Genomic DNA, 19203 nt, shown 5'->3' with positions numbered 1-19203 from the left:
GAGCCATTACCTCACCAACTAGCTAATCCCACCTAGGCATATCTTGACGCGAGAGGCCCGAAGGTCCCCCTCTTTGGCCCGTAGGCATTATGCGGTATTAGCCATCGTTTCCAATGGTTATCCCCCACATCAAGGCAATTTCCTAGGCATTACTCACCCGTCCGCCGCTCGACGCCCATTAACGCACCCGAAGGATTGTTAGTGTCGTTTCCGCTCGACTTGCATGTGTTAGGCCTGCCGCCAGCGTTCAATCTGAGCCATGATCAAACTCTTCAATTTAAGATTTTGTCGGCTCAATGAATACTGACTTCAAAACTAATATTCATTCGCTCTTTTCGAAAAAGGAACGTGAACATGTAATTCTAAAGCTATTACCATTCCAACAGAATGATAATGAATTGACTGTGCCAAATACCTTCTTTCTACAAGAGAAAGTAGTTATTTGTATTGGTCACTCAGTTCATTGAAATCAATTTTGTTACCGAAGTAACTGCTATTACCTAAGTAATAACGTTTTGATATTCATCAACGAGTGCCCACACAGATTGATAGGTTTAAATTGTTAAAGAGCGCTAGCGTTTTGTGATTCACATCTCAGTCGCTAGGGGTGCGTACTATACCTGCACCACTTTGAGAGTCAAGGGTTATTTTCAAACTCTTTTTCTCTACCGATTTCGCTGTGTGACTTTCGTCTCACTCCGTGTCGGTGAGGCGGCATTATAGAGAGATTGAGATGGAGCACAAGGGCTTTTTGAAATAAAAGTTTTGTTCGCCTAAAAAGCCACCAGATCCGCATTTTTCGAATAAAAACTAAACATTTGAGACGTATCACAGCAATACATTGGAAAAATGGAAGCCATGAACGTAAGATTCATGTGTCTATTTTGTTAATGGTAGATGCGTCTATTTCGTTTATTAATATGTAGTATTCCGATATGAACTCAAAAAAATCGATGTTGTTAATTGTCGCACTGGCTGTATTAGGCGGCATTGTTTTCTCTCAGGTAGATATATCGCCTGCAATTACCTTTATCCTTGGTGTCTTGGCTTCCGCTTTTGTTGTTAACTTTTCAAGCACCGACTCAAAATCAGATTCAGAACCTAAGGCTTCAACCAAAACACTTTATGTGGGTAACCTTCCCTACAAAGCGAACGAATCACATGTACGTGAATTATTCTCAGAGCATGGTGAAGTATTTGCAGTACGTTTAATGAAAGACAAACGTACTGGTAAAAGAAGAGGCTTTGGATTTGTTGTTATGGCAAGTAATGATGTGAATCATGCAATCTCTGCACTTAACGATAAAGATTACATGCAACGAACTTTAAAAGTACGTGTTGCAAATGATCCTAAACATCCTGAAGCGGACGAATCTGAACTGAGCTAAACTCTAACTGCTTTAACATACTATTTAGTGCACTTTCTTTTTTAGGAAGTGCACTACAAAAAACCTCACGCACTCCCCCTTCTTTATTAATGCTTTCCAAACCCAACAAATCTTGAACCCGCTTAGCTATCGCTTTACCAGAATCTATCAGCACTACACTTTCACCTAGTACTTGTTGAATCTCTGATTTGATCAGTGGGAAATGGGTACATCCTAATACGGCCACATCAATTGTGTTTATCATCGGTCGAAGGATTTTCTGCAACTCTTCAAGGCTAATCTCCTCGCCCCTAAGTTTCTCTTCGGCCATATCCACCAGCCGAGTAGAACCCAACAGCTCTACTCTTTTATTACTCGAGAAATTTTTAATGAGCTCGTGTGTGTATTCGCGAGTAATCGTCGCAGGGGTTGCAATAAGGCCAACCGCTTTATTAGCCAGTAACGAAGCTGGCTTGATTGCCGGGACAACACCAACAATGGGGATAATATTATTAGCGCGAAGTGTAGGAAGGACTATCGTACTGGCCGTATTACAAGCTATCACTACAATATCAATAGCGTGACTAGCCACAAAACTGGCCACGATACTTTGGACTCGCTGAATGAGGACTTGCTGATCGAGCTCACCATATGGGTAAGCCTCGTTATCGAATACATAGATATAGTTGTGATTTGGTAGTAACTGGCTTATCTCTTTATATACAGACAGACCGCCAACTCCAGAATCAAAGACCAATATGTTTTTTTGTAGACTATCCGACACAACGATTACCTATAATAAGTTTCGCTGCAATGATACTCCTTCGCTTAGTTTTCGCCAATCCTCACTCTATATAATGCAAGCCTGATAGCGTTGATGAACAAAACGCTCACCTTGCTCTACCTTTTCTAACTCTATCTTGAGCTTTCCTTTAAAACACGGTGCTGACGTCACTAGTGTATGGAACTCACCATCTTCACCACATAGATCGACATGACTTGGCAAACTGTCTATTAGTTCAGGCGTGTATTCTTTCCCGCAATAGCTCATGTCTAATGCATCGCTATCAACTGTGACGAGAAAGGTTTCGATTCCTCTATTTATGATTTCTTGAGCCAGCGCTTGGCTACTCTCTCCCATTAGAGGAAATACACACTCCCAACCCGCAGGTTCTATATAACTTCTTCGGTAGTCAGCAATACCATTGCAAAACATATCGCCGAATGCCACGGCATCAATTGATAAGCCAGACCCTTTCAATGCTGAGACAATCGTACTTTGGTAAATCTCATTGCTTGGGAAGACTTCCGGAAGCTCTATGGTGATGAGTGGCAAACCGATTAATTGTGCCTGCATGGCAACCACATCAATAGGAGTTACCTGGAAAGGCACTTCATCTCCAACATATGTAGTATAGAGAGCAACAACTTCATACTCGGCATTCTCAAGCAAACGCTCTAGGGTTAAGGTAGAGTCTTTACCTGATGACCAGCTTATGACGACTTTCTTTTTCATTGATATACCCAATAAGAAAAAACCGCCCGAAGGCGGTTTAGGTGTTAATTAGAATTGGTAAGTAGCATTTACGTAATATGTACGCTCTGGTGATGGGTATCCACCAGCAGTCTCGTACTCTTCGTCAGTTAAGTTATCCACTCGACCATTTAAAGTAAGGTTTTCATTCGCATAGTAATTCACCGAAACATCAAACAGACCATACGCAGCAAGATCTTCAGAGAAGTCCGGTCTCTCACCTACATATTGGTAGCCTAGCGAAACATCAACCTCATCGAAACTAGCCACTGCATTATACTTGTAAATCTTCTTAGCTCTGCGTATCAATTGATCACCAGATTGATCTTCTGGGTCTTGAAAGTTAGCGCTCACTTGATGATTAATAAAGCTAGTATCAAATCCAACGACCATTTCCACACCACGTAGTTGGCTTTCGCCATCGGTATTGTAGTACTTGCTTGTCGCGTAGTTGTAATCAATTAAGTCTTCGACGTTCGTGTCATAGCCAGTAATCGACCAATCAACATCCTTGATTAAGCCACCAAAAGTCAGCTCGAATGAATCTGCCTTTTCAGCTTCTAACTGTGCATTACCGTAGTAGCTGTATAGTTGATATAAGTTAGGTGCCTTGAAGGATGTGCCATAAGCTGCCTTCACGACAAGCCACTCAGCATAACGATAGCCTAACCCTGTGTTGTAAGTGGTTTCGGTACCAAACTGTTCATTGTCATCCACACGGACGCTCAGCTCGCCAAACACTTTATCCGCATCTGCGTTTAATGCAGCGAAGTACGCAACATTCGTTCTGTCGTATTCAGTATTCGAAGGCTTAACAATATAAGCCTCATCACGCCAATCTACACCGCCACTAAGAGTCAGTGCCGAAGTTAGTTTGTATGAATTAACCCACTGAACATTTAGCTGTTCAAGCTCATCAGATGTTGCTGACGCCGAGTTCTTGCCTAAAGACTGTTCGTAGTTCCAGTTATCTTGATTCTGATAGTTAACTAGGAAATCAGACTTAAGTTCACTGCCACTATATTTAACACCAGTAGCAAAGGTAGAATTTTGAACTTCAGCTTCTTTGTAAGAATGGACTGGGTTACCGGTATTAAAATCAACATACGAACCATCATATTGAGAAATGGTTTCAAACATGCGGAAGTTCGCAAAGCCACTCCACTGTTGGTCGAAGTTATGTACGTACCCGATCAAAGCATTACGTGATTCAAACCCATGACGGTCGCCATCGTTTACTCCGGGCATGGGGTGAACGTTATAGCCTTCATCAGAATCGTAACCAACCGATACATTCAAATGACCATTTTCGCCAACTTTTGTACCACTAACAAAACTTAACTCTTCATAATCACGGCTGCCTAATCCCGCACTCACTACCGTTTCTTCATTGTCAGAACTGGCAACTGTAATGATATTAATCACACCACCAATAGCTTCTGAACCATACATAGCAGCACGAGCGCCTCGTACATACTCGACTCGGTCAACAAATGTGATTGGCAGCTGGCTGAAATCGACACCACCTTTTGCAGCGCGAGCAAAACGAATGCCGTCAATTAACACAAGAACCTGATCAGAGTTAGCACCTCGAACAAAGATCGAAGCTTGCTGGCCTCTACCACCATTCTGTGTAACTTGAATGCCCGTTAATCGTTTGAATACATCAGTTAGTGACTTAGCTTGAATACGAGCTATATCTTGACGTGTCACAACCTCAACTTGAGCGACAACACTTTCGGTGCTTTGCTCAAAACGGTTAGCCGTAACCACCATGGTTTCGTCGGCAGATGCTTGTTGGGCGTGTAAATTGGAGATAGGTGAAAGCAGCGATGCTACAGCAACCGCTAAAAGGGATTTGTTCATGTTGTGATCCTAAATCGCGTAAAGTCCTACCAAACCACATTTATGGTTTGGCCGCTGGCAGGTATTCGGACTCAAGAGCACAACCTTATGGTTACCTTGTATTCGACTTCCCACAAAAAGCTATTTGCAGTGTCTTATGAATACTTGTTCTCTTTTACCGCTGCGCGTCAGTTCTGGATTCGCACCAGATTCCCTCTTCAGCCATCTATACATCCAAATGGCACCAGCTTGCCGAAGATAGTATTGACCTCTGAATCATTTGTCTAGTCTAAGATAGTTATAAGCTATAGTTTTCATGGCCTATTTACACTGATTGGCTCTCAACACTGGACAAGCGCCTGTGATTGAATAAAATCTGCGCTCTTGATTTAAAAGCACGACAGCAAAAGGCATAACAATGGCGAATTTAGATGTAAACCCGCAACGCTACCAAGAACAACTGGCAGAAAAGACTGAACGTCTTACTGAAATGTTCTCAGAATATAATGTGCCTGAGCTGGAAGTGTATGAATCTCCAGAACAACACTACCGCATGCGTGCTGAGTTCCGCGTGTGGCATGAAGGTGACGATATGTATTACGTCATGTTCAATCAAGAGACTAAAGAAAAATACCGCGTAGACCAGTTCCCTGCAGCTAGCCGTCTTATCAATGACCTAATGCCTCTATTAACAGATGCAATGAAGGACAACCACTCTCTACGCCATAAGCTATTCCAAGTAGATTTCCTTTCTACATTAAGCGGCGAGATTTTGGTGTCACTGCTTTACCATCGCCAATTAGGTGAACAGTGGATTCAAGATGCTAAAGCACTTAAGCAGCAATTAAACGATGAAGGTTTTAACCTAAACCTGATTGGTCGTGCGCGTAAGATGAAAATTGTACTGGATCGCGACTATGTAATTGAAAAGCTAGACGTGAATGGTGATAGCTACATCTACCAACAAGTAGAGAACAGCTTTACTCAACCAAACGGCAAAGTAGCAGAGAAAATGCTGGAATGGGCTGTCGACTGTACTCAGGACAGCAAAGGCGACTTGCTTGAGCTTTACTGTGGTAACGGTAACTTCTCATTAGCGCTAGCACAAAACTTCGAGCGTGTACTGGCAACTGAACTGGCGAAACCGTCAGTAGAATCTGCGCAATACAACATCACGGCGAACAAGATTGATAATGTTCAGATTATTCGTATGTCTGCGGAAGACTTTACCGTAGCAATGGAAGGCAAGCGTGAATTCCGTCGTCTACAGCAAGCGAACATCGATCTTAAGAGCTACAACTGCAACACTATCTTTGTTGATCCACCGCGTTCAGGTATGGATGTAGATACTTGTAAGATGGTTCAAGGCTACGAGCGTATCATGTACATCTCTTGTAACCCTGAAACGTTGAAAGAGAACCTAGAGATCTTAAGCGAAACACACGATATCACTCGTTTTGCTCTGTTTGACCAGTTCCCTTACACCCACCACATGGAAGCGGGTGTATTCTTAGAGCGCAAAGCATAAGTCTCGCTTTCTCGGTCTAAGGCAAACAGCAAATACAAAAAAACGAGCCCATTGGCTCGTTTTTTTAATTTCTAAATCAGCTTAAGCCGTTTTGCCGATAAAGCCGAGTTTCTTACCTACCCATGCAAGAAGCAACATCGCGACAATAATCGCAAAGAAGTTTGAGCCAGCATCAGGGTGTTGTGCCTTCACGAAAGCCGAGTGACCAAATGCACCCACGAAGAAACAAGCTAAACCTACTAATGGAATATCTTCAGATACTGGGTTAGTTAGGTATTCTTGGTAAAGCGCTTGTACAGCCAAAACTAAAGCGATAAGCGGAAAAATAGAGAAGCCCACTTCGCTCATTGTTACCCAAGATAACAATGCATCACCACACACACCGGCTACAACAGCAAGTACGAGTGTCTTTCTTTCAGAACCACGGTTTACAGTATTATTTTCATTCGACATTATTCAATCCCGCCTTTTAATCGGTTACGTTCACGTTCTTTACGATACCAAAAAGCTCCTTTGGCCATCATTCGCAATTGCATGATCAAGCGTTCAGCCAATTCATCTCGCTGACGTCGATCTAAATCTAATGCTTCTGCCCCTGAGTTGAAGACTAAGATGACCGAGGCTTCAGCTTGAGTGAAAGCTTCGTCCCTTGTCATGCCAGTCGTTATCAAATATTCGGTTAACTCAGCAGAGAAGTGCTGTATCTCACGAGCTACCGCTGCACGAAACTCAAATGAAGTTCCTGAGCGCTCTCGCAATAACAGTCTGAATACGTTAGGGCTGCTTTCAATGAATTCCATAAAGGTTTCAACCGATGTACGAATCACACTGCCTTCTTTTACTATGCGCTGCCTAGCTTGACGCATTAACTGGCGCAACAGTAAGCCACCTTCATCAACCATGGTTAAGCCAAGCTCATCCATGTCTTTGAAGTGACGATAAAAGGAAGTCGGTGCTATTCCAGCCTCACGAGCGACTTCTCTCAAGCTTAGATTGGAAAAACTACGATCAGCGCTGAGTTGGCTAAATGCAGCATCGATTAAGCTGCGACGAGTTTTTTCTTTTTGCTGTGCGCGAATGCCCATTGGTTTCATACTTTATCAATTTCTTCTTTTACAGCCTAAACAGGCATGTCTAATACTCTGTTCAATATAACGCGAATCACTTATTTATATAAGGCACTCTGGTTATATAAGACACTAAACATACCTCTTTGTTCACGTACCGAAGTAAATACGTTCAAAGAAAAAATTTCAATATCCACACTGTCATTTGGAGACATACGACATACCAAATATTATTTTTTCGATAACACTGCGTGATCCCACCGACTCTCTGATGCCCTTTTCATGTACCAAAGAACAGAATCAGTTAAAATCTCGCTAAAGCAATGTTAATCAAATATAACAAGGAAGATATCTATGCCGCACTCCAACCACTTTGATGTAATCGTAATTGGTAGTGGCCCCGGAGGAGAAGGGGCAGCGATGGGATTAACCAAAGCCGGGTTGAACGTTGCAATCATTGAGAAAGAGAGCAGTGTTGGTGGTGGTTGTACTCACTGGGGAACCATTCCTTCCAAAGCACTGCGTCATGCCGTAAGCCGTATTATCGAATTCAACAACAATCCACTGTTTTGTCAGAACAACAAAAGCATTCACTCAACGTTTTCCAACATTTTGGGTCATGCTAAATCCGTAATCGACAAGCAGACTCGATTACGCCAAGGCTTCTACGACCGTAACCAATGCACACTAGTATTTGGTACGGCGCGCTTCATTGATACCAACACTGTCTCAGTAATGCAAAGCGATGGCACTGAAGAACATTACAGTGCAGACAAATTTGTTATCGCTACGGGTTCTCGTCCTTACCAACCAGATAATGTCGATTTCCTGCATGAACGTATTTACGACAGCGACTCGATTCTTTCTCTTAAACACGACCCGCAACACATCATCATCTATGGTGCTGGCGTTATTGGTTGTGAATACGCGTCGATTTTCCGCGGTTTAGGCGTAAAAACCGATCTTATCAATACTCGTGATCGTCTGTTGTCATTTCTAGACAATGAAACCTCAGATGCACTTTCTTATCACTTCTGGAACAGTGGCGTCGTGATTCGTAACGATGAAACCTTTGAGAAAATTGAAGGCACTGATGATGGCGTGATTATTCACTTAGAATCTGGCAAAAAGATGCGTGCTGATTGCCTGCTGTATGCTAATGGTCGAACGGGTAATACCGATAAACTGAACCTTGGTGCTGTTGGCTTAGAAGCGGACTCGCGTGGGCAAGTCTCAGTAAATACTAATTACCAAACCAATATTGACCATGTTTACGCTGTCGGTGATGTGATTGGCTACCCTAGCCTAGCGAGCGCGGCTTATGACCAAGGTCGATTTGTTGCCCAAGCTATTGTCAAAGGCGAAGCTGAAGGTCACCTAATTGAAGACATTCCAACCGGCATCTACACCATCCCTGAGATCAGCTCAGTAGGTAAAACCGAGCAAGAGCTTACCGCAGCTAAAGTACCGTACGAAGTGGGACGTTCTTCATTCAAACACTTAGCTCGAGCTCAAATCGCCGGTAAAGATATTGGTAGCTTGAAGATCCTATTCCACCGTGAAACCAAAGAGATTTTGGGTATCCACGTGTTTGGTGAGCGTGCCGCTGAAATCATCCATATCGGCCAAGCGATTATGGAGCAGAAAGGTGAAGCAAATACCATCGAGTACTTTGTAAATACCACCTTTAACTATCCAACGATGGCAGAGGCTTATCGTGTTGCCGCTCTTAACGGCCTTAACCGTTTGTTCTAAATAAAGAACTAACAGGAGTATTTGACCACCCATAGGCTAAATACATAGACAGCAAGCCATGAGCTTGCTGTTTTCATTTAAGCCATTGAAAAATATAGCAACTAAAGTAATTAGATCATGATGTTCTAAATGCTATTTAGTCTGTACATCTTCTATTTGTACCCGTTAGAACTAAGCGAGGAATTCGCCCTTCTTCCACTGAGAAACAAATAACACACCAAGACCAATACCACGCATTGCCATAAAACTCAGCATCGCAAGCCACAGAGAATGATTTTCTAAACTGGACGCTAGGAAGAAAATAGCAAAGAAGCTGCAGGTCGCGACAAACATACTATTACGCATGTCCTTGCCTTTAGTTGCTCCAACAAAAATACCATCGAGTAAGAAGCACCACATTGAAACCAGTGGCATTGCGATCAACCAAGGTAGGTACACCTCAGCTTGGCTTTTTACATCTGGGATTGTCGTGATCATATTAATCAAGCTAGACCCGGCGCTCGCAAACACGATAGTGAGTACCAAACAGATGTTGAAACTCCAAAAGAAGGTGCCAATCAACGACTGATTTAACTCATCTTTATCTTTCGCTCCTATCGCCTTACCGACCATCGCTTCCATCGCGTAAGCAAAGCCATCCATCCCATAAGAGATGATCATCAAAAAGCTCATCAATACCGCATTAGCCGCCACGACATCATCGCCAAAGCTTGCTCCTTGGAAAGTCATGAAAGTGAAAGTAGCTTGCAGGCACAATGAACGGAGAAAGATATCGCGATTCAATTTTACGAAACGACTCAAGCCTTGACTGGTTTTCTTAAGCAAATCCCATGGCGAAGGCAGTTGTCTCTTAATCCAGATTCGATAAACACAAATCAAGCCAAATGTTAGACCGGCATAATCGGCCATTACAGACGCCAATGCTGCACCTTCCACTTGCCACCCTAAACCGATAACAAAAACGATATCCAAAACGATATTGGTGATATTGGTGATGATCACCATCCACATTGGCGCTTTGGCATTTTGGGTTCCAAGTAGCCAACCTAGAATCACAAAGTTAGTGAGCGCAGCAGGTGCACTCCAAGCGCGAATTGAGAAATATTGCTGACCATAGTGCTTAACTTGCTCACTGGCGCTACTCAATGAGAAAACTAAATCGGCGACTAGACTGTGTAAAAGCAAGAAGACACCAGCAAACCCTAAGGCCATGGTCACGCCTTGCACGAAGACTAAGCCAAGTTGCTTTCCATCATTCGCACCATAAGATTGTGCGGCTAGCCCTGTTGTCGACATGCGTAAGAAACCGAGCAGCCAAAAGGTCACGCTGATCATTGTGCCACCTAATGCCACACCACCGAGATACCAAGAATGCTCTAAGTGACCGATAACCGCCGCATCGACTAAGCCCAGCAGTGGAACAGTAATATTAGAGAGAACCATCGGGATCGCGAGCAACAGCACTTTTTTGTGCATCGCCTGATTGGATAGAGTTTGAAAAATAGTTTGGGGATTAAATAGCTTCACGATCACCTCTTAGATTAGAGGCGATAGTTTAACCTAGTGGGTGGGCTTTCACTATGTTGTGGAATTTTACTTATACCGGCTATGTACTCAATTACTCGAAATACAGAACCACTAGGTTTACCACTTAACGAGTACTAACTGCGGCGTTAAACGTTTTTTGACCTGAGAGATCTTACAAAGAAGTCGCTGCCACAATTTCCAACGATTGCATTGCTGGTCTAGTGGAGAAAACGCTTTTACCCATTGCGTCCATGGCAGCCAATTAAGAACGCTGTCTACCGGAGAAGATAGGCCATGCGCATACTTTCCAGAACCGAGCTTTTGCCCAAGAGCGCTAGAGCTTTTATCTCCAGCTAATACTAAACACGCATGTGCATGAGTAAAGTAGCGGCTGAGAGACTGAATAAAGTTCGCCGTCTGTTGTTCATTACAATCCAGCAAAGCATGTTCACATACCACCATCACCGACGCTTGCTCTGGGATGTTAAGTTCATCTAACCAAGTTAAGTCATCAACAGAGCCACACTCCAAACGATAGCGTTCATTTTTGTGGAACAAACGTTGTCGCCAAAGCAGATTCTCGGTCACATCGAGCTCAACCCAATGACAGCGGCCATTATCTAAACGGTAGAAACGGGTGTCGAGCCCAGCCCCAACATTGATGATCCAAGCATCTGGGTTGTGAGATAGAAATTGTTGAACTTGAGAGTCACAAAGTTGAGTCAGTGTTGCGTAGAGAAGTTGTTGCTGATCGAGCTCACCAGTAAGACATTCTGGTGCGAGCTGGCAACGCTTGCAGGCTTGAGCTGCGATAGGATCATAAACGAGACCGTCATCGGCTAGGCTTTCACGACTACGAAACCAAAGATGTTGAACGAGATTGGTCGGAACTTGGAATTCTTGGTGTGCAGACCCTTGTTCAGAAGAAGCCTTTTGAACAGAGGAGCGCGGCTTACGAGCAAGCAGCTTCATTTGAGGTTTGGTTGGGTTTGGCATCATCATCTTCCTTGTATCTCGACAAAGAAGATGATAATGAATATCAATTACAATAACAAGTTATTGAGAATGAATATCAATAATCTATTTGTAATGGCTACATCCAGTCGGTGTTACGAATGATACCAACCGCAAGGCCTTCAATAGACAAGTGTTGAGATTCAAGATCGACATGGATTGGAGAAAATTCTTCATTTTCAGCATGTAACAGAACCGTTGAACCTTTACGTTCTAGGCGCTTTACCGTTACATCATCATCGACACGAGCCACGACAACCTGACCATCACGAACATCTTGAGTTTTATGAACAGCCAATAAATCACCATCCATAATACCGATGTCTTTCATACTTTCGCCATTCACACGAAGTAAGAAGTCAGCTTGTGGTTTAAACATGCCTGGGTCAACTTGGTAATGCATTTCTACATGCTCTTGAGCCAGAATAGGCTCACCTGCGGCAACCTGACCTATTAATGGTAAACCTTGCTCTTCGTTTGCTGCATCTTCAAGCAAAATACGAATACCGCGAGACGCACCCGGGATAATCTCAATCGCTTCTTTACGAGCAAGAGCTTTCAAATGTTCTTCTGCAGCATTAGCAGAACGGAAGCCTAGTTCACGCGCGATTTCTGCACGTGTCGGTGGCATACCGGAATCTTCGATCTTACCTTTAATAAGGTCAAAGACTTGTTGCTGGCGGGGCGTTAACGGCTTCATGATTCACCTGTCTTTTTATACAGTTGACTGTGAGTATATCCAGTAACTGAACAAAAGCAAAGCAATTGGTTGTTTTTAGTTCATTTTTAACGAATTACAAAAACAAGATATCAAGCCACACATAACCTGCTAGTGCTAAACAGATGAAAACCGCCGCCGAACCGACATCTTTTGCCATCCCAGAAAGCTCATGATGTTCACTTCCGATTCGGTCGACTACCGCTTCAATCGCGGTATTGATTAGCTCGACAACCATCACCAATACCACAGATGAGATCATTAAGATTCGTTCAACCTGGCTTACATCCAGGTAAAATGCCAACGGAATAAGCACGGCCGCCATGAACACTTCTTGTCGAAATGCAGCCTCGTTTTTAAACGAACTCGTAATGCCTTGCCATGAAAAGCCTGCTGCTTTGATGATGCGTTTGAATCCGGTGTTTGATTTTTTGGTCATTTTTAACCCTATACTCAATCAGTCGATGAATGATTTTCCACAAACTTAACGGCAATATGACTATTTCCATTAAAAGGTTAGACCAGTTTCTGGTATTCTTGCATCGATTAAATTTACGCCTAGGCTTATCCCTATTTCACTCATAGGATTTATCCTTTTTATCATAGAAATAGAGATACGCTTCAGCACATTGAAATAACTATTGAGGCAGTGAACCTATATGTCTTCTGGACAATCTTTTTCACGTTCATTAATGAAGCTACCTTTATCCCTATTGGTAAAGGGCACATCAATTCCTTCAAACCCTGTTGAGGATTTGAACATTGATTTGAGCAAACCGATTGTATACGCCTTACCGTTTCGCTCAAGTGTAGACATTCTTACATTGCAAAAACATGCACTTGAATTAGGCCTACCTGATCCGTTGAGCAAGCTTGAAATCAACGGCAAATCACTGCAACGCTACGTTTTCATCTCTTCTCGCAAAACTCTGCTGCAAGACGATGATTATGTACCAAGCTCTTCAATTGAAGTGTTCTCTGAATTGCTTTCACTGCACGCTGACGACTCTGAACTCGATGTTCAAGTTATCCCTGCTACAGTGCTGTGGGGACGTAAGCCTGGTAAAGAGAATAACCAGAAGCCTTACCTACAGGCAATGAACGGCTTAGAGAAATCAAAAGCTGTATTGCTAGCCGGTCGTGACTGTCTGGTTCGTTTCAGCCCAGTGGTTTCTCTACGCTACATGGCTAACTCACACGGTACCGACAGCACCATCGCGCACAAATTGGCGCGCGTGGCACGTATTCACTTCTCTCGCCAAAAGCTTGCTGCATCAGGTCCTAACCTGCCAAGCCGCCAAGCTCTGTTTGATCGCCTATTAAAATCAGAAGCGATCAAGAAAGCGATTGAAGACGAAGCACAAGCAAAGAACATCTCGATCGAGAAAGCGAGCAAAGAAGCTCAAGACATCATGGACGAGATTGCTGCGAACTTCTCTTATTCGCTGATCAAGCGTGGTGAGAAGATTCTTGGCTGGCTGTGGAATAAGCTGTACCAAGGCCTACATATCAGTAACGCTTCAACGGTTCGTAAGCTGGCTCAAGATGGTCACGAGATTGTTTACGTGCCTTGTCACCGTAGCCACATGGACTACTTGCTGCTTTCTTATGTGCTTTATCATGAAGGCATGGTTCCTCCGCATATCGCTGCGGGTATTAACCTGAACTTCTTCCCTGCCGGTCCTATTTTCCGTCATGGTGGTGCGTTCTTTATTCGTCGTAGTTTCAAAGGCAACAAGCTGTACTCGACGATTTTCCGTGAATACCTAGCGGAATTGTTCGCTAAAGGTTACTCAGTAGAGTACTTCAGTGAAGGTGGTCGTTCTCGTACTGGTCGTCTATTGCAAGCGAAAACGGGCATGCTAGCGATGACAATCCAAGCAATGCTGCGCGGTATGAACCGTCCGGTGACTTTGGTTCCTGTGTACATTGGCTACGAGCACGTTATGGAAGTAGCGACTTACGCGAAAGAGCTTCGAGGTAAGCGTAAAGAGAAAGAAAACGCGAGCTTGGTGATTCGTACCATTCGTAAGCTGCGTAACTTTGGTAAAGGCTACGTGAACTTCGGTGAGCCGATTCAACTGAACCAATACCTGAATGAGCACTCACCAGAGTGGACCAAAGATATCGACCCAATGGGCACCAGCAAGCCACAATGGATGAACCCAGTGGTTAATGACTTAGCGACCAAAATGATGACGCACATTAACGATGCGGCAGCAACCAATGCCCTGACCCTTTGTGCAACGGCACTATTGGCTTCAAGACAGCGCGCATTGTCTCGTGACTCTTTGGTTTCTCAGATCAATTGCTACCTGTCTCTGCTTAAGAACGTTCCATATTCGGCAACGTTCACTGTGCCAAAAGACAGCGCTGAAGAATTGGTAAAACATGCTGAATCACTGAACAAGTTCTTGATTGAATCAGACTCAATGGGCGACATCATTTCACTAGACCGTCACCAGTCAATTCTGATGACCTACTACCGAAACAACATCATTCACTTGTTTGCTCTGCCATCGTTAATTGCACAGATGACCATTCGTCAGCGCGGTTTATCGATTGACGCGATTCAAGAGAACGTTGCTGCTATCTACCCGTTCTTGAAGAAAGAGCTATTCCTAAGCTACGAAGAAGACAAGCTTGAAGGCGTGGTTTCTAACATCATTGAAGAGCTGGTTAACCAAGGTATGCTTGTGATTTCTGATAACGAAGTCACCATCAACCAATCAAACAGCCAAGCACTGATGCTATTAGGTCGTACGATTTCAGAGACGCTACAGCGCTACTCGATTGCTCTAAACCTGTTGGCAGAGAATCCTGACCTGGATAAATCCGATCTTGAACAGAAGAGCCAAGACATTGCACAGCGACTTGGTCGTCTACAAGGCATCAATGCACCAGAGTTCTTCGATAAAGGCGTGTTTGCATCGATGTTTGCAACTCTGAAACAGCAGCAATATCTGGATAACGATGGTAACTGTGATTTAGAAAAGACTCAGCAATTCGCTAAGCTTCTCTACTCAATGCTTTACCCAGAAGTACGTTTGACGATTCAAGAGAGTATCCACCAAGCAGAGTAACAATCCGTTTGGCGTCGCTTTCATAGCAAAGTGAAACACGATCAAAAAAGGCACCCACTGGGTGCCTTTTTCTTTAGCGTTCGTTAACTCGAAAAGCTGATGCTTACCAGAAGGTAATGAATAAGCCTACAGTCACTGCCATTCCAACATAATTATTGTTGAGAAATGCTTGGAAACAAAGGTCTCGATCACGGTGGCGCATCAGGTGTTGTTGATACACAAACAAGCTTCCCGCTACCAACAATGCCCAATAGAAGGTATCACCTAGTTGGTAATGCATGCCTAACGCAATCAGCATCGCTAGGGTGACGAGTTGCAAAGAGCCAACAATCAGTTTATCGAAGCGACCAAATAAAATCGCCGTCGATTTAATACCAATCTTCAGGTCGTCATCTCGATCAACCATCGCATATTGCGTGTCGTAAGCAATCGTCCACAACGCGTTAATCACGAATATAAACCACACAATGCTTGGCAGTTCATTGGTTTGTGCCGCCCAAGCCATTGGTATCGCCCAACTAAACGCTAAGCCGAGAAACAACTGTGGAAGATGCGTAAAACGCTTCATGAAAGGGTAAATGAACGCCAGACCAACACCAATAAATGAGAGCTTAATGGTCAGTGGATTCATGGTCAGTACCAGCAAGAAGGAAACCACGGCTAGCACTAAAAAGAGCAGAATCGCTTCCTTACTGGAAACCAAACCTGAAGGTAATGGACGCTGCTTGGTACGTTTAACATGACCATCTACTTTACGGTCAGCAAAGTCATTGATCACACAGCCAGCCGAACGCATCAACACCACACCGAGTACGAAAACAACCAAGACATAAAAATCAGGCATACCTTGTGCGGCGATAATCAGTGACCACAAGGTCGGCCAAAGAAGTAACAGGGTACCAATCGGGCGATTCATTCGCGTTAATTGCCAATACGCCTTCGCTTTGGTGGCAAGCATTTACACACTCTCCTTAGAGTAAATGGGTGATGTTGGTAAAAACAGTTCAGCCACAAGCATCGGTTTATGGTTCATCCATAATCGAGAACGACGTGCGAGTAATTGCTCATCGCCCGCGATAACCCAACCGACTTGCAGCGCATCTCGCTCCACGTTCTCAGCACTGAAAACGGTCAATCCAAGCGGGACATTACCTTGTTGAGAAAGGTCAGAGTGCTGATGATCTTCTAGCGTGACTCGGGGAATCAAGGTTCGACCTAACACCCACGGTTCATCATCACCCTTTAAAATCACTTTACGCAGTAAGCAATCAAACGATGATAAAAGATGTTCCTCGTCTTGTTGTAGCCTTGAGCGTTCTACAACTTGATTATGAAGCAACTCAACAGACAGGTGCTGACAGCTCTTACCCAACTTGCGGGAAAGAGAACCTTGCTCCATAAGCCACTCTTTGGTGGTTTCATTAGGAAAATCAAATGTTTCTGTACTTTGCCAATCTACATTCATTAACGAATTAAGATACAGCGATATTGGCTGATTCATACTAGTATTCAATAGGTGACTTTACACGTACAATAAAGCTTCAACTTTCGAACAAAATTAAAGCGCTCTTCGAATTGTAAACGTATTTAGATTTAGACCGCTCATTGTAACAAGACTAATGCGTTTCGAATATCGCGAATAAACTAAAGAAAAGTCACAAATATGCACAAACGTTATGTAGCCCAAATAATTCTTGCGATTACCCTACTCTTTTCAGCATCAAGTTTCGCTGAAGAGGAATTGGCACCCAAACTAGCCTACTTCACGCTAGAGCCAGACCTGACCACCAATTTTTACACTAAAGGTAAAAAACTGGGCTACATTCAGGTTCGCCTCGATATTATGGTTGCGAACAGCAATGACCTAGCTGCCATTGAGCATCACCAACCATTAATCCGCGATGCCGTGATTGAATTACTTGGTAAACAAAACGAAGAAACGATTAAGTCTCTGTCTGGTCGTGAAGATTTGAGAAAGACTTTGGTTGAACACCTCAACAAGATTCTTCTGCCTGAGACGGGCAAAACCCTGATTGCTGACTTACTGTTTACCAAATACCTTTATCAGTAATGATGTAAAAACGAATCCTAATAAAAAAGCGGCTCATCTGGCCGCTTTTTTGTATCTATCGATTCTCGGTAACTAACGCGCTAGCTTGTTGCCGATTTCGGCGCTTTCATTGAATCTATAAAGCCGATAATCACACCTGCGACTAAACCTGCCAAATGAGCGGTATTAGCGATGGCCATAAATGGCTGCATGTATCCAAGAACTAACCACACCAACATAAAGCCAACGATCTGTCTTGGGATACCTAAACCGAGTTGCGGCGCCTTTGCTCCGACAACCCATAAGTAACCAACCAAGGCATACACTACTCCAGATAAACCACCGAAGTTCGCCCCTTCGACCCAGTATTGTCCGGCACCAGAAATCGCTGAAGATACGGCAAAGATCTGAAGTAACTTAAGACCACCTAACTTTTTCTCAATATCTCCGCCCAGTTGCCACCACCACAAGATGTTGAATGCGATGTGCATAACCGAGAAATGCAAAACAGCATGACTGAGCCAGCGCCATAATTGCCATTGCTGCCCATCAACCGCAGGGAAATGTAAGGTGTTAAAAATCGCCTGCCCGAAACCTATCTGCTGCAGAGCAAAAATCACCACACATACCAGCATGATACTGAGTGTCACAGGGCCTGCTTTGGCTTTTATCATGCCCATGAAGCTTGGTGTATGATAATGAAAGTTGCTCTTCCTGGTCTCTGCCATGTCCCAAGACGCCGCTTGATAGCGCTTATGATTGGGTTCCGACAAGAAGCGATTGAGCTCAGCTTCGGTTTCAACTTGAAATTGACCATCAATAAGCCAAAGCGCAAAACGCCCTTCCCCCTCAGGAGACATCTGAATAGGGATCTGACGAGACGCCATATAATCAATAAATGCTTGAGCAAGACGTGGGTTGTCTAACACCATCAATCTAATCATTGGTACTTCCTATTCATACTATGAGAGATGCTTGGAGCGATAAAGGTAATTAACCAGCAATCACAGGAAGTTCAGCACGGTGCCAAGCTTCGAAACCGCCATCTACACTATATACCTCTTCAAAGCCTTGGTTCACTAAATATTGTGCTGCACCTTGGCTGCTAATACCGTGGTAACACATCACCAAGATAGGTTGTTCGAACTCAACCTCATCCATGAACGACACCATCGTATCGTTAGTCAGGTGGTAGGCTGTTTGTGAGTGGGCAACCGCAAAAGACTGCGGGTCACGTATATCGACAAGTCGAGCGTTGCCTTGTTCAATGAGGGCTTGAGCGCCTTTAACATCGATATGTTTAAACTGGTCCATGACTTTCTCTTTTATACTGATTTACTTTGCTGCCATTGTAACCTATCCCAAGGCTAACATTCACATCCACTTAATAAGGTTATCCACCAGCGATCACTTTTACACCATTTGTGGATAAATCTGTGAATTGCGTGAATAAAGTGCCTTTTTAAAAATAGATCCACAACATGTAGTAAGGATCCTGATCTAACTGTGGGTTAACTGAAAAATATCCCCACTCGAAAAACCCCGTCAAAGCCTTACTACACCCTGCTTTTAGACAGCTGACGAATAAACTTCTCACAGAGTTATCCACAAAATCATTTTGCAAATTTCGATCGCAAAAGTTGAGAAATCGATCCAAAATAAAAAGGCCGAGATCTCTCGATCTCGGCCTTTTCAAAATTCAGTTATTTGCTAGC

The 19203-nt window shown here is 43.6% G+C and carries 18 protein-coding genes, 1 rRNA gene and 1 riboswitch; of the genes, 5 read left to right on the top strand and 14 right to left on the bottom strand.

Annotated elements, in window-relative coordinates:
* Positions 1-279, bottom strand: a 16S ribosomal RNA gene (locus CWO27_RS21750); the annotation flags it as partial.
* 656 nt (positions 280-935) lie between these two features.
* On the opposite strand from CWO27_RS21750, the gene CWO27_RS21745 reads away from it, so the two are divergent.
* Positions 936-1388 carry an RNA recognition motif domain-containing protein gene (locus tag CWO27_RS21745; protein ID WP_017061054.1) on the top strand — a complete coding sequence of 151 codons (453 nt, stop codon included), beginning with the start codon at positions 936-938 and terminating at the stop codon, positions 1386-1388.
* On the opposite strand, the gene murI is transcribed toward CWO27_RS21745, so the two are convergent.
* From murI to btuB, 3 genes are read right to left on the bottom strand one after another with little or no spacing between them, the layout of a single operon-like run.
* Positions 1351-2157, bottom strand: a complete 807-nt coding sequence (gene murI, locus CWO27_RS21740; RefSeq protein WP_102431400.1) for a glutamate racemase — start codon at positions 2155-2157, stop codon at positions 1351-1353. The two genes, CWO27_RS21745 and murI, sit on opposite strands and share 38 nt — an antisense overlap.
* Positions 2158-2217: 60 nt before the next feature.
* Positions 2218-2883 carry an ATPase gene (locus tag CWO27_RS21735; RefSeq protein WP_102431401.1) on the bottom strand — a complete coding sequence of 222 codons (666 nt, stop codon included), beginning with the start codon at positions 2881-2883 and terminating at the stop codon, positions 2218-2220.
* Positions 2884-2931: 48 nt separating this feature from the next.
* A complete protein-coding gene (btuB, locus tag CWO27_RS21730; RefSeq protein ID WP_102431402.1) occupies positions 2932-4767 on the bottom strand; it encodes a TonB-dependent vitamin B12 receptor in 1836 nt (611 codons plus the stop codon).
* A gap of 39 nt (positions 4768-4806) precedes the next feature.
* Positions 4807-5010, bottom strand: a riboswitch (cobalamin riboswitch).
* 154 nt (positions 5011-5164) lie between these two features.
* Between btuB and trmA the strand changes: the two genes are divergently transcribed.
* Positions 5165-6274: a tRNA (uridine(54)-C5)-methyltransferase TrmA gene (gene trmA, locus CWO27_RS21725; protein ID WP_107899492.1), complete on the top strand. Its 1110-nt coding sequence runs from the start codon at positions 5165-5167 to the stop codon at positions 6272-6274.
* 81 nt (positions 6275-6355) lie between these two features.
* On the opposite strand, the gene CWO27_RS21720 is transcribed toward trmA, so the two are convergent.
* Both CWO27_RS21720 and fabR read right to left on the bottom strand, forming a co-directional pair.
* Positions 6356-6727, bottom strand: a complete 372-nt coding sequence (locus tag CWO27_RS21720) for a YijD family membrane protein (RefSeq protein ID WP_004736696.1) — start codon at positions 6725-6727, stop codon at positions 6356-6358.
* Positions 6727-7368 carry an HTH-type transcriptional repressor FabR gene (gene fabR, locus CWO27_RS21715; protein WP_010438693.1) on the bottom strand — a complete coding sequence of 214 codons (642 nt, stop codon included), beginning with the start codon at positions 7366-7368 and terminating at the stop codon, positions 6727-6729. Before fabR ends, CWO27_RS21720 begins: the two co-directional genes overlap by 1 nt.
* A gap of 327 nt (positions 7369-7695) precedes the next feature.
* Here fabR and sthA point away from each other — a divergent pair, with 327 nt between their 5' ends.
* Positions 7696-9096 carry a Si-specific NAD(P)(+) transhydrogenase gene (gene sthA, locus CWO27_RS21705; RefSeq protein ID WP_102431404.1) on the top strand — a complete coding sequence of 467 codons (1401 nt, stop codon included), beginning with the start codon at positions 7696-7698 and terminating at the stop codon, positions 9094-9096.
* 171 nt (positions 9097-9267) lie between these two features.
* On the opposite strand, the gene dinF is transcribed toward sthA, so the two are convergent.
* The 4 genes from dinF to CWO27_RS21680 form a co-directional block, all read right to left on the bottom strand.
* A complete protein-coding gene (dinF, locus tag CWO27_RS21700; protein ID WP_170960829.1) occupies positions 9268-10623 on the bottom strand; it encodes an MATE family efflux transporter DinF in 1356 nt (451 codons plus the stop codon).
* A gap of 117 nt (positions 10624-10740) precedes the next feature.
* Positions 10741-11619, bottom strand: coding sequence for a class I SAM-dependent methyltransferase (locus CWO27_RS21695; protein WP_107899491.1), 879 nt, complete (start codon positions 11617-11619; stop codon positions 10741-10743).
* A gap of 97 nt (positions 11620-11716) precedes the next feature.
* The gene (lexA, locus tag CWO27_RS21690; protein ID WP_019820514.1) at positions 11717-12337 is read right to left on the bottom strand and encodes a transcriptional repressor LexA; all 621 of its coding nucleotides are present in this window, start codon (positions 12335-12337) and stop codon (positions 11717-11719) included.
* 94 nt (positions 12338-12431) lie between these two features.
* On the bottom strand, positions 12432-12794 hold the full coding sequence (locus CWO27_RS21680; protein ID WP_102319726.1) for a diacylglycerol kinase: 363 nt from the start codon (positions 12792-12794) through the stop codon (positions 12432-12434).
* Between the two features lie 220 nt (positions 12795-13014).
* Here CWO27_RS21680 and plsB point away from each other — a divergent pair, with 220 nt between their 5' ends.
* A complete protein-coding gene (plsB, locus tag CWO27_RS21675; protein WP_065677837.1) occupies positions 13015-15438 on the top strand; it encodes a glycerol-3-phosphate 1-O-acyltransferase PlsB in 2424 nt (807 codons plus the stop codon).
* Between the two features lie 103 nt (positions 15439-15541).
* Here the strand turns inward: plsB and ubiA are convergent, their stop codons facing one another.
* Both ubiA and CWO27_RS21665 read right to left on the bottom strand, forming a co-directional pair.
* A complete protein-coding gene (gene ubiA, locus CWO27_RS21670; RefSeq protein ID WP_107899490.1) occupies positions 15542-16396 on the bottom strand; it encodes a 4-hydroxybenzoate octaprenyltransferase in 855 nt (284 codons plus the stop codon).
* The gene (locus CWO27_RS21665) at positions 16397-16939 is read right to left on the bottom strand and encodes a chorismate lyase (protein WP_165886754.1); all 543 of its coding nucleotides are present in this window, start codon (positions 16937-16939) and stop codon (positions 16397-16399) included.
* A 162-nt stretch (positions 16940-17101) separates the two neighbouring features.
* Between CWO27_RS21665 and CWO27_RS21660 the strand changes: the two genes are divergently transcribed.
* Positions 17102-17509: a flagellar basal body-associated protein FliL gene (locus tag CWO27_RS21660; RefSeq protein ID WP_048662879.1), complete on the top strand. Its 408-nt coding sequence runs from the start codon at positions 17102-17104 to the stop codon at positions 17507-17509.
* An 80-nt stretch (positions 17510-17589) separates the two neighbouring features.
* Here CWO27_RS21660 and glpG read toward each other — a convergent pair whose 3' ends face one another.
* The gene (gene glpG / locus CWO27_RS21655; protein ID WP_107899489.1) at positions 17590-18432 is read right to left on the bottom strand and encodes a rhomboid family intramembrane serine protease GlpG; all 843 of its coding nucleotides are present in this window, start codon (positions 18430-18432) and stop codon (positions 17590-17592) included.
* 49 nt (positions 18433-18481) lie between these two features.
* The gene (gene glpE / locus CWO27_RS21650) at positions 18482-18802 is read right to left on the bottom strand and encodes a thiosulfate sulfurtransferase GlpE (protein WP_048658877.1); all 321 of its coding nucleotides are present in this window, start codon (positions 18800-18802) and stop codon (positions 18482-18484) included.
* Between the last annotated feature and the right edge of the window lie 401 nt (positions 18803-19203).

This window comes from Vibrio sp. 10N.286.51.C3, from assembly GCF_003050065.1.
GTDB classification, from domain to species: Bacteria; Pseudomonadota; Gammaproteobacteria; order Enterobacterales; family Vibrionaceae; genus Vibrio; species Vibrio crassostreae.
This window is presented reverse-complemented; position numbering and strand designations above follow the sequence as displayed.

Coding starts and splice junctions, on each gene's coding strand:
- CWO27_RS21660 (WP_048662879.1), top strand. CDS start 17,102: ATGCACAAACGTTATGTAGCCCAAATAATTCTTGCGATTACCCTACTC.
- CWO27_RS21735 (WP_102431401.1), bottom strand. CDS start 2,883: ATGAAAAAGAAAGTCGTCATAAGCTGGTCATCAGGTAAAGACTCTACC.
- CWO27_RS21695 (WP_107899491.1), bottom strand. CDS start 11,619: ATGCCAAACCCAACCAAACCTCAAATGAAGCTGCTTGCTCGTAAGCCG.
- lexA (WP_019820514.1), bottom strand. CDS start 12,337: ATGAAGCCGTTAACGCCCCGCCAGCAACAAGTCTTTGACCTTATTAAA.
- btuB (WP_102431402.1), bottom strand. CDS start 4,767: ATGAACAAATCCCTTTTAGCGGTTGCTGTAGCATCGCTGCTTTCACCT.
- plsB (WP_065677837.1), top strand. CDS start 13,015: ATGTCTTCTGGACAATCTTTTTCACGTTCATTAATGAAGCTACCTTTA.
- trmA (WP_107899492.1), top strand. CDS start 5,165: ATGGCGAATTTAGATGTAAACCCGCAACGCTACCAAGAACAACTGGCA.
- ubiA (WP_107899490.1), bottom strand. CDS start 16,396: ATGCTTGCCACCAAAGCGAAGGCGTATTGGCAATTAACGCGAATGAAT.
- CWO27_RS21720 (WP_004736696.1), bottom strand. CDS start 6,727: ATGTCGAATGAAAATAATACTGTAAACCGTGGTTCTGAAAGAAAGACA.
- glpG (WP_107899489.1), bottom strand. CDS start 18,432: ATGATTAGATTGATGGTGTTAGACAACCCACGTCTTGCTCAAGCATTT.
- fabR (WP_010438693.1), bottom strand. CDS start 7,368: ATGAAACCAATGGGCATTCGCGCACAGCAAAAAGAAAAAACTCGTCGC.
- CWO27_RS21680 (WP_102319726.1), bottom strand. CDS start 12,794: ATGACCAAAAAATCAAACACCGGATTCAAACGCATCATCAAAGCAGCA.
- CWO27_RS21745 (WP_017061054.1), top strand. CDS start 936: ATGAACTCAAAAAAATCGATGTTGTTAATTGTCGCACTGGCTGTATTA.
- CWO27_RS21665 (WP_165886754.1), bottom strand. CDS start 16,939: ATGAATCAGCCAATATCGCTGTATCTTAATTCGTTAATGAATGTAGAT.
- glpE (WP_048658877.1), bottom strand. CDS start 18,802: ATGGACCAGTTTAAACATATCGATGTTAAAGGCGCTCAAGCCCTCATT.
- sthA (WP_102431404.1), top strand. CDS start 7,696: ATGCCGCACTCCAACCACTTTGATGTAATCGTAATTGGTAGTGGCCCC.